The organism is Pseudomonas sp. CFBP13528 (genome assembly GCF_005233615.1).
Classification (GTDB): domain Bacteria; phylum Pseudomonadota; class Gammaproteobacteria; order Pseudomonadales; family Pseudomonadaceae; genus Aquipseudomonas; species Aquipseudomonas fluorescens_AM.
The window spans coordinates 156,236-165,094 of the sequence record NZ_QGAJ01000013.1 but is presented as its reverse complement, the minus strand read 5'-3'; the positions used below and the strand labels follow the sequence as shown (position 1 = coordinate 165,094).

The following is an 8,859-nucleotide window of genomic DNA, read 5'->3' as shown; positions in this document are numbered from 1 at the left end:
CATGGTCAGATCCTCGCGAAATCGACCCTGCCAGTTAAAAACTGTTACCTATGTGCGTGAACTGATTTGTAACCCATGTGGGTGAGTCATACCCGCATGAGCGTTTTGCTTACTTTTACGCTTTTCAAAAGTGAGCCGCCGTCAGGGCGGAACCCTAAGTGGCCGTTACCGCAGAAACGGATATGTACTCAATCTGATCCAACATCCTGGTCGGCCCAGAGGCCGCCATCGGGGGCAAGTCGAATCGTCGCACCGCCCCTCCCACACAAAGCCAACAGCGTACATATCCGTTACCGCAGCAGGATATGTACCCGTCAGATGAATCAAGGACTGTAATACCCCACCGCCACCATCCAATGCCCGGCCTTGCGCACATAAGCATGCTTATTCTCGACCTTCCCGGTCACCGGGTTCTTCCAGCGGTATTTATATTCGCCCTGATCCTGCTCCCCCATCAACGCAAGGATCGGCTCCCCGACAGGCCGGCCATCCGGGTCCTTGACCTTGGCGAAATCGGTATTGATCAAGCGCAGATCGGTGCCGTGCGCTACATAGCGCCGCGTATCCAGGTCAACCACGAACACATACAGATCATCCTGCAGGAAACCACCCTGCAATGAGTTGATCGCCTTGAGCGTCCCCGCTTCGTCCTTCAGCAGCGCGTTCACCGCCTTGTTGCGCAGTGCCCGCGCCTGTTCCGGTGTGGCCCGTGGCAGGTAATAGCCGACCGCCAGGATGCGCTCGCCCACCCGCTGGTAAAACACATGCTTGTGTTCGACCTTGCCGTCATTCCAGTTCTGCCACCGATAATCGGCCTGCTGGATACCCTGGCCTTCGGGCGCGCTGATGGCGTGTTTGAACGAGGCTTGCAGATCGGGCCCGAGTACGGTGGACACGTCGCGACCGATCAAGGCCGAGGAGGGGCCGCCACTGGCCAGCAGTACGCCTTTGGTGTCGACCACGAAGACGTAGCGGTCCTGGTCGATGAATTCGCCCTGGCGGCTGAAAGCGGCCAACGCCTTGTCGCCATTGTTCTGGTAGTACACCAGGGCCTTTTCCAGCAACGCCTTGGCCGCTTGAGCGTCGGCGTCATTGGCCGTGTCGGCGTGCACCTGGCTGCCGCACAACAGCAGCAGCCAGGCGAGTCGTAGCAGTGTGTTCATCTACCCGTCCCTCGGTCTTGTTGGAATCACCAGAGCGTAGACGGTTCGGCGAACGATCAGAAGGGTTTGGTTGGCAGATATTTACCGTCCAGGGTGATCACCGCGCGCGAACCGCCCTCCGGGTCTTCGACTTTCTTGATGTCCAGCTTGAAATTGATCGCGCTGATGATGCCGTCGCCAAACTGCTCATGCACCAGGGCCTTTAGGGTGGAGCCGTAGACCTGCAGCATTTCGTAGAACCGGTACATCGTCGGATCGGTCGGCACGCCGCCGGGGAAGCTGCCGCGCAGGGGCACGCTTTGCAGCAGGCGGCTGGCGTCCTCGTCCAGGCCGAGTTTCGCGCACACCACGTCGGCGGCGTCCTTGGGCAGCGGATGCTGGCCGAGCAGGGCGGCGGTGACGAAAGCCAGGCTCAGGCCGGTGCCGTCGGCGAGGTCCTGCCAGGACAGGTCCTTGCGTGCCTTGAGGTCGATGACGGTGTCGGCCAGGGCCAGGCGAGGGGTTTGGGAAAAGTTCGATTGCAGCATGATGAAGTCCTCTTGGGTTGAATGGGTTCAGGCGGCGTGAGCGCGGGTGGTCGGGTGTTGGAGCAGGGACACGAAGCGTGCGCTGCGTCCATCCAGTGCGTCGATGCCACCGGTTTCGATGTCGTACACCCAGCCGTGCAGGTTCAGCCGGCCTTGCTCCAGCGCCAGGGCGACGGACGGGTGAGTCTTGAGGTTAGCCAATTGAGCGACCACGTTTTCACGCACCAGGGCATCCAGGCGCGCCGCGTCCGAGACATGCGGGCGGGCGGCGTTGATCACCTTGGCCGACTCGGCATGGCGCAACCAGTTGGCGACCGCAGGCAGGTGGTCCAGGCAGGTGCAGGTGGAGATGGCGGTCATCGCGCCGCAGTCGGAGTGGCCGCAGATCACGATGTCGCTCACGCCGAGTACCGCCACCGCATATTCGACCGTGGCCGATACGCCGCCCGGTTCCGGCCCGTAGGACGGCACGATATTGCCGGCATTGCGGATGACGAACAGGTCGCCTGGTTCCTGCTGGGTCAGCAGTTCCGGGACGACACGGCTGTCGGAGCAGGACACGAACAGCGTGCCGGGGTTTTGCGTGGTGGCCAGGTGTTTGAACAGGTCGCTGCGTTGGGCAAAGGCTTCGCGCTGGAATTTTCGAAAGCCGTCGATGAGGTGCTGCATAGGGAGTTCTCCTTGCGTTGCTGATAGGGCAAGGATGGAAGTTTTCGCCTATAGCGTCCAAGACCGGCTTATTATTGTTTCTATAAGTACTGCCTATAGTTGGAGCGTCACTGATGCTGTTGCGCCATATCCGTTACCTGTTGGCCGTTGCCGAGCACCGCAATTTCACCCGAGCGGCCCAAGCGTTGCATGTGTCGCAACCCACCTTGTCGCAACAGATCAAGCAACTTGAAGACACCCTGGGAGCGCCGCTGCTCGATCGTTCCGGGCGCAGCGTCAGCCTGACGGATGCGGGCCAGGCTTATGTACGCTTTGCCCGGCTGGCATTGCAGGACCTGGAGGCGGGCACCCGTGCGATGCATGATGTGCAGGACTTGAGCCGCGGGCATCTGCGCCTGGCGATGACCCCGACCTTTACCGCCTACCTGATCGGCCCGTTGCTGGCGCGGTTCCATGGGCTGTACCCAGGCATCACCTTGAGCGTCCAAGAGTTGACCCAGGACCGCATCGAAGCCGCGCTGGGGGAGGATTTGCTGGATATCGGCATCGGCTTTGCCGGCGAACACGGGCCGGATATCGAGTGTGAGGCGTTGTTTGCCGAGGCCTTGAGCGTGGTGGTGCGGGCGGATTCGCCCGAGGTGAATCGGTCGGCATGGTTCGAGCAGCCGCTGGTCCTGCTCGATCCGGGGTTTGCCACGCGCCGCTATATCGATGACTACTGCCGCCGGCAAGGCGTGAAACCGCGCATTGTCATGGAGGCCAACTCCATCGGCGCGATCATTGAAATCGTGCGTAACACTTCACTGGCGACCATCCTGCCCCGCGCACTGGCCCTGGCGCAGGCCGGGTTGCACGCCGTGGCCATCGAGCCGCCGTTGCCGCACCGCACCGTAGGGCTGCTCAGCCGCAGGGGCGCCTATCGCAGCGCCGCGTGCGCGGCCTTTGTCGAGCTGATCAAGGCGCCGCCAGCCACTGACTGACAATGCCGTCATACACGCCGGTCGCCACGCTCAGGTGCAACCACTGGTCGACGTAGCTTTTCCAGGCCACATCGTCGCGCGGCAGCAGGAAGGCTTTCTGGCTGTATTGCATCTGCCGATCGGGGTTGACCGCGCACAGTCCCGGTTTTTGCTTTTGCTGGTAACGCGCTTCGCTGGCGTCGGTGATCATCACGTCGGCCTTGCCCGCCAGCAGTTCGTCAAAAATCGTCACGTTGTCGTGCAGGCGTATCTGCGCCTGCCCCAGCTGGGCGCGGGCAAACGCCTCATTGGTGCCGCCCGCCGGTTCGATCACGCGCACCTGGGGCTGGTTGATTTGCTCGACGCTCTGGTAGCGCTGCACGTCGGCGCAACGCACCAGCGGGATCTTGCCGTCGACACCGAGCGGCTGGCTGAAGAAGGCTTTTTTCTGGCGCTCCAGTGACACCGAAATACCGCCTACGGCGATGTCGCAGCGTTGGGCCAGAAAGTCCGGCATCAGGGTTTTCCAGGTGGTGGGCACCCAGGTGATCGTCGCGTTGAGGCTCTTGGCCAGGGACTCGGCCATGGCGATATCAATGCCCTGATAGCGGCCATCGGCACGCAACGAGGTGTAGGGCATGTAGTCGCCGGTGGTGCACACCGTCAGCGTGCCACGCGCGATGACCTCGTCCAGGCGTGACGGGCTGGTATCGGCCAGGGCGGTGGTTGCCACGCTCGCCAGTACACACAGGGCTAGAGGAGCTTTCATGCGGTCGAGTCCTTGGGGCAGGTCGGGCGGACATTATTTCCAGCACGGGGCAGGGTGGCAAGGTGTCGGATTACGGCGTTGCGGCTTTCGACCTTTTTTTCACGTTGCGGTGGTTAAGCTGCCGATCAAGGTCGTTTTACTTCCGTTTTGTCCACATGAGCCTGCGATGTCGTCACAACCTCCATCCTCCATCGAGACCGAATTCACCGAGCGCTATGACCGTGAGCATGCCAGGGTCTGTGGTGATACCTGTCCGCCCGGGCTGTTGCAGCGTCTGTCCGCGTGGCGCGATGCACGGCTGGTGCGCCATGCGTTGAAGGTCGCCGGGGAGCCTGGATTGATCCTCGACCTGGCCTGCGGCTCCGGGCGGTTCTGGCCGGTCCTGGCAGAGCACGTCAATCGGGTGATCCTGGCATCGGACCCTTCCCAGGACATGCTCGACCATGCCCGCACCCATCACTCGGCGGCCTTGCTCAAACGCGTCAAGACTTTCCCGGGCTCAGCCTTTTCCATTGGTCTGTCGGCGAATGCGGTGGATTGCATCTTCTGCCTGGAGTTGTTTCGCCATGTGCCCGATACCGAGGTGCGCCTGGCCTTGCTACGGGAATTCCACCGCGTCAGCCGCGACACTGTGATTGTGTCCGTGGACGCGCGTATCCCGGTTGAGGAGGAGTTTCGCCAGGCCGGCTTCAAAGTCCTGAATCAGCGGGAGTTCCTGCCCGGCTCCAAACTCTGGTGTGTCTACGTCCTGCGCAAGAGGGGATAGCTTCAGAGGAGATAGCTTCCGCCTGTCGGATTATTCTTCATCGTCTGTCTGAGTTTTCATGGTTGCCTGTGCACTGCGGATGCTCGCAAGTCCCTTTCGCGATATATACTGCGCGCCATTCTTCAAGGGAGAGCCGTGTGGCCATCGATATTCACTGGATCTGCGACAACGATAGCCTCGGCCAGCATTGCGCCCAATGGCAGCAGTTGCCATTCGTCGCCCTCGACACCGAATTCATGCGGGTCGACACCTTCTACCCCATTGCCGGGCTCATCCAGATCGGTGATGGCGTGCGCGCGTACCTGATCGATCCCCTGACCATCGACAACTGGCAACCCTTGGCCGCCTTGTTGGAAAACCCGGGCGTGATCAAGGTGGTACATGCCTGCAGCGAAGACCTGGAAGTGCTGTTGCGCCTGACCGGCAGCCTGCCGGCGCCGTTGTTCGACACTCAACTGGCCGCGGCTTACCTGAACCTCGGGTTCTCCATGGGGTACTCGCGACTGGTGCAAGCGGTGCTCGACATCGACCTGCCCAAGGGCGAGACGCGCTCGGACTGGCTGCAGCGGCCATTGTCCGAAACCCAGGTGAGCTATGCCGCCGAAGACGCCGTGCACCTGGCTGAAGTCTACATCCGCCTGCGCCCGCAATTGACCGACGACAAATACGCCTGGGTACTGGAAGACGGCGCCGAGCTGGTGGCCAACCTGCGCCGCGAAGTCGACCCGTACGAGGTGTACCGCGACGCCAAGCTGGCGTGGAAACTGTCCCGCGCCCAGCTCGTCGTATTGCGTGAACTGTGCGCCTGGCGCGAGCAGCAAGCCCGCGCTCGTGACCTGCCGCGCAACCGCATCGTGCGTGAGCACTCGTTATGGCCCCTGGCCAAATCCCAGCCGGATAACCTCGCCGCCCTGGGCAAGATCGAAGACATGCACCCGCGCACCGTGCGTCAGGACGGCCAGTTCCTGCTCGACCTGATCAAGCGTGCGGGCAGCGTGCCCATGGACCAATGGCCGCCTGCCGTGCCTGAACCGCTGCCGGTCGATGCCGCTGCGCTGATCAAGCAACTGCGCGCCCTGGGCCAGACGTTCGCCGAGCGCCTGGACATGGCGCCGGAACTGATGCTACGCAAGAAAACCCTCGAAGCCCTGGTTAAAAGTGGCTATCCCGATGGGCCTTACCAATTACCCGATTCGCTGCGTGGCTGGCGTCGCGAATTGATGGGCCAGGCGCTGCTCGACAGCCTGGCCAGTGCCGGAGAACAGCCTTGAAACGTATTTGCTCGATTTATCGCAGCTTGAAAAAAGACGGCATGTACCTCTATGTCCTCAAGAGCGACGCCCTGGAGCGGGTGCCGGAGCCGTTGATGCTCGCCTTCGGCAAGCCGCATCACGCCTTCGACATGGTGCTGACACCCGAGCGCAAACTGTCGCGCGAGGACATCGCCGTGGTGCTGGAAAACCTCGACAAGCAGGGCTATCACCTGCAAATGCCGCCCGCCGAGGACGAGTACATCGAGCACCTGCCTGAAGAGCTGCTACGCCGCAACGACCCGATGTGACCGATCAGCGTCCGTATCAGGGCGCAGGCTTGAATGGAATTGTATTAGAGGACGGTGGCCGTAAGGATGCGGGCGGCCGTCTGCACTGTTTTTGAAAGGTTTGAACCATGCGTGTTCTGATTGCTGAACAGGATCACCCGCTCTACGCCCAATTGCTTCGCGAAGCCGCGCCGGACCTTGAGGTACTGACCAGCGGCGACTCGGCCGAACTCTCGCGCCTGGCCGCCGATTCCCCCGTGTGGCTGGGCCAGCCGGACCTGCTGGCGACGCTGTTGCGCCAGGGGCATCATCCACAATGGTTGCAGTCGACCTGGGCTGGCATCACGCCGCTGCTGGCCGAAGGATTGCCGCGTGATTATCGCCTGACCCGCGCGGTCGGCATCTTTGGCCAGGTCATGGCCGAATTCGTCCTGGCCTACATGCTCGGACACGAACGTGAAGTGTTGGCGCGGCTGGTCAGCCAGGTCGAGCGCAAGTGGGACAGCCGCCTGGGCCAGAGCCTGGCGGGGCGCAAGGTGCTGGTGGTCGGCACCGGCGATATTGGCCAGAGCGTGGCGCAGTTCCTGCTGCCGTTTGGCGTCAAGCTGTATGGCATCGCCAGCCAGGCCCGCGAGCAGGCGCCGTTTATCGAAGTCGCCGGGCTCGATCAATTGGGCCGGCTGGTGGGCGAGGTGGATTATGTGATCAACCTGCTGCCCAACACCCCCGACACCCATGACCTGTACGACGCCGCACTGTTCAAGCAATTCAAGCCGACCGCCTTGTTTATCAACGTCGGGCGCGGCGTGGCGGTGGTGGATGCCGATCTGGTCGAAGCCCTCAAAGAGGGACATCTGGCCGGAGCGGTGATCGACGTCTGCCGCCAGGAGCCTCTGCCGCAACGCCATCCGTTCTGGACGGCGTGGGGCTTGTTGTTGACCGGGCACAGCTCGGCACCGACTTCGCCGGCAATGATGGTGCAGTTGTTCGTGCAGAACGTGCGTGCGTACCAGGCTAAACAGGCACTACGCGGGGAAGTAAGTTTCGAGCGCGGCTACTGATACGAACGCAGGCGTGGACAAAATGTGCGAGGGGGCTTGCCCTAATGCCAGTCTGTAGGAGCGAGCTTGCTCGCGAAAAGCGTCAACGATAACGCGTGCTTTCTGCATGAACGCGGTGCCTGTGAGTTTTTCGCGAGCAAGCTCGCTCCTACAAAAAGCCTTAACTAACTGGCATTAGGGCTTGCCCCCCTCCCATATTGGTTTTTGCGCGCGATTCAGAGACTGAAGTCACCTTCCGATACCAGCTCGCTCAGCGGCTTGCGCGGGCTTGGCGCTTCGCGGCCTTGCAGGTACTCGGGCAGGCTCGACTTGTCGCCCAGCTTGCCCACTGCCACGGCGGCGTGCAGCGCATAGCCTGCGGGGATCTTCAGCTCTTTGCGGGTCAGTTCCTGATCGAAGCCGGCCATGCCATGGGTGTGCCAGCCGGCGAGACTGGCCTGCAAGGCCAGGTGGCCCCAGGCGGCGCCGGTGTCGAAGGTGTGCCACAGGGCCGGGGTTTCTTCCGTGGCGCCGGGGGCGACGAAGTCGGTCTTCGAGGCGATGATCACCAGTGCCGACGCATGCTGCGCCCAGCCCCGGTTGAATTCATTGAGCAAACCCAGGAAGCGCTCCCAGTCCGGCGTGTCGCGGCGAGCGTAGAGAAAGCGCCATGGCTGCGAGTTGTAGGCCGAAGGTGCCCAGCGCGCCGCTTCGAAGAAGCTCAGCAGGGTTTCCCGGGAGATGCTCTCGCCGGTAAAGGCGCGAGGCGACCAGCGTTCGGTGAACTGGGGGTGGATCGGATAGTCGGCAACACGGGTCATGAGCAGTTCCTGATCGTCAATTCGGCGCTCAAAACTACTGCGCAACCACTAGACTGACAAGCCTTGTTACACCGCCAGTCGTAAGCGCTTGGCCCCAGGGGGCTTGGGCACTAGACTGGCGGCCTTTGAACCTACCGATACTGATGCAGAGCCATGGCCGCCAAAGTCGAACCTTTCTGGATACGCAAAACCCTCGAGCACCTCGACCAGGAGGAATGGGAGTCGCTGTGCGACGGCTGTGGCCTGTGCTGCCTGCAAAAGCTCGAGGATGAAGACGACAACAGCGTCTATTACACGCGCATCGCCTGCAAACTGCTGGACCTGAAAACCTGCCAGTGCAGCGACTATCCCAATCGTCGGGCGTCGGTGCCGGACTGCATTCAGCTCACGCCCGGGCAGGCCGACCAGTTCAAATGGCTGCCGCCCACCTGCGGCTATCGCCTGGTCAGCGAGCGCAAGGATTTGCCGTTGTGGCACCACCTGGTCTGCGGCGACCGCGACGCCGTGCACCACGAACGCATTTCCCAGTCCGGGCGCATGCTCAGCGAAGGCAGCGTGCCAGAGGACGACTGGGAGGATTACCTGATCTTCCGCGCGGGTTGAAC

General features: G+C 62.1%; 11 protein-coding genes. 6 read left to right on the top strand and 5 right to left on the bottom strand.

What is annotated here, in order from left to right; all coding sequences use genetic code 11:
- Nucleotides 1-323 precede the first annotated feature (323 nt).
- Genes PspCFBP13528_RS21240 through PspCFBP13528_RS21230 form a run of 3 tightly spaced genes read right to left on the bottom strand, consistent with a single transcriptional unit; the run spans nt 324 to nt 2,359 of the window.
- Nucleotides 324-1,163 (bottom strand): cache domain-containing protein, encoded by an 840-nt coding sequence (locus PspCFBP13528_RS21240; RefSeq protein ID WP_137201439.1) that lies wholly within the window; start codon nt 1,161-1,163, stop codon nt 324-326.
- 56 nt (nt 1,164-1,219) lie between these two features.
- Nucleotides 1,220-1,690 (bottom strand): cyanase, encoded by a 471-nt coding sequence (gene cynS / locus PspCFBP13528_RS21235; RefSeq protein ID WP_104502119.1) that lies wholly within the window; start codon nt 1,688-1,690, stop codon nt 1,220-1,222.
- 27 nt (nt 1,691-1,717) lie between these two features.
- Nucleotides 1,718-2,359, bottom strand: a complete 642-nt coding sequence (locus PspCFBP13528_RS21230) for a carbonic anhydrase (protein ID WP_137201438.1) — start codon at nt 2,357-2,359, stop codon at nt 1,718-1,720.
- 113 nt (nt 2,360-2,472) lie between these two features.
- Between PspCFBP13528_RS21230 and cynR the strand changes: the two genes are divergently transcribed.
- Nucleotides 2,473-3,339, top strand: coding sequence for a transcriptional regulator CynR (gene cynR / locus PspCFBP13528_RS21225; protein ID WP_137201437.1), 867 nt, complete (start codon nt 2,473-2,475; stop codon nt 3,337-3,339).
- Here the strand turns inward: cynR and PspCFBP13528_RS21220 are convergent.
- A complete protein-coding gene (locus PspCFBP13528_RS21220; protein ID WP_137201436.1) occupies nt 3,314-4,087 on the bottom strand; it encodes a transporter substrate-binding domain-containing protein in 774 nt (257 codons plus the stop codon). The genes cynR and PspCFBP13528_RS21220 overlap by 26 nt on opposite strands.
- 166 nt (nt 4,088-4,253) lie before the next feature.
- On the opposite strand from PspCFBP13528_RS21220, the gene PspCFBP13528_RS21215 reads away from it, so the two are divergent.
- The 4 genes from PspCFBP13528_RS21215 to PspCFBP13528_RS21200 all read left to right on the top strand — a co-directional run bounded on the left by PspCFBP13528_RS21215 (nt 4,254) and on the right by PspCFBP13528_RS21200 (nt 7,454).
- Nucleotides 4,254-4,853, top strand: a complete 600-nt coding sequence (locus tag PspCFBP13528_RS21215) for a class I SAM-dependent methyltransferase (RefSeq protein WP_065950529.1) — start codon at nt 4,254-4,256, stop codon at nt 4,851-4,853.
- 137 nt (nt 4,854-4,990) lie between these two features.
- Nucleotides 4,991-6,124, top strand: coding sequence for a ribonuclease D (gene rnd, locus PspCFBP13528_RS21210; RefSeq protein WP_065950528.1), 1,134 nt, complete (start codon nt 4,991-4,993; stop codon nt 6,122-6,124).
- Complete coding sequence (locus PspCFBP13528_RS21205) at nt 6,121-6,414, top strand: YcgL domain-containing protein (protein ID WP_065950527.1); 294 nt, start codon at nt 6,121-6,123, stop codon at nt 6,412-6,414. Before rnd ends, PspCFBP13528_RS21205 begins: the two co-directional genes overlap by 4 nt.
- 107 nt (nt 6,415-6,521) lie before the next feature.
- Nucleotides 6,522-7,454 carry a D-2-hydroxyacid dehydrogenase gene (locus tag PspCFBP13528_RS21200; RefSeq protein ID WP_065950526.1) on the top strand — a complete coding sequence of 311 codons (933 nt, stop codon included), beginning with the start codon at nt 6,522-6,524 and terminating at the stop codon, nt 7,452-7,454.
- A 215-nt stretch (nt 7,455-7,669) separates the two neighbouring features.
- On the opposite strand, the gene PspCFBP13528_RS21190 is transcribed toward PspCFBP13528_RS21200, so the two are convergent.
- Nucleotides 7,670-8,254 (bottom strand): nitroreductase family protein, encoded by a 585-nt coding sequence (locus tag PspCFBP13528_RS21190; RefSeq protein WP_065950525.1) that lies wholly within the window; start codon nt 8,252-8,254, stop codon nt 7,670-7,672.
- Nucleotides 8,255-8,407: 153 nt separating this feature from the next.
- Between PspCFBP13528_RS21190 and PspCFBP13528_RS21185 the strand changes: the two genes are divergently transcribed.
- Nucleotides 8,408-8,857, top strand: coding sequence for a YcgN family cysteine cluster protein (locus PspCFBP13528_RS21185; RefSeq protein ID WP_065950524.1), 450 nt, complete (start codon nt 8,408-8,410; stop codon nt 8,855-8,857).
- Nucleotides 8,858-8,859 lie beyond the last annotated feature (2 nt).

Coding starts and splice junctions, on each gene's coding strand:
- PspCFBP13528_RS21240 (WP_137201439.1), bottom strand. CDS start 1,163: ATGAACACACTGCTACGACTCGCCTGGCTGCTGCTGTTGTGCGGCAGC.
- cynS (WP_104502119.1), bottom strand. CDS start 1,690: ATGCTGCAATCGAACTTTTCCCAAACCCCTCGCCTGGCCCTGGCCGAC.
- PspCFBP13528_RS21230 (WP_137201438.1), bottom strand. CDS start 2,359: ATGCAGCACCTCATCGACGGCTTTCGAAAATTCCAGCGCGAAGCCTTT.
- cynR (WP_137201437.1), top strand. CDS start 2,473: ATGCTGTTGCGCCATATCCGTTACCTGTTGGCCGTTGCCGAGCACCGC.
- PspCFBP13528_RS21220 (WP_137201436.1), bottom strand. CDS start 4,087: ATGAAAGCTCCTCTAGCCCTGTGTGTACTGGCGAGCGTGGCAACCACC.
- PspCFBP13528_RS21215 (WP_065950529.1), top strand. CDS start 4,254: ATGTCGTCACAACCTCCATCCTCCATCGAGACCGAATTCACCGAGCGC.
- PspCFBP13528_RS21200 (WP_065950526.1), top strand. CDS start 6,522: ATGCGTGTTCTGATTGCTGAACAGGATCACCCGCTCTACGCCCAATTG.
- PspCFBP13528_RS21190 (WP_065950525.1), bottom strand. CDS start 8,254: ATGACCCGTGTTGCCGACTATCCGATCCACCCCCAGTTCACCGAACGC.
- PspCFBP13528_RS21185 (WP_065950524.1), top strand. CDS start 8,408: ATGGCCGCCAAAGTCGAACCTTTCTGGATACGCAAAACCCTCGAGCAC.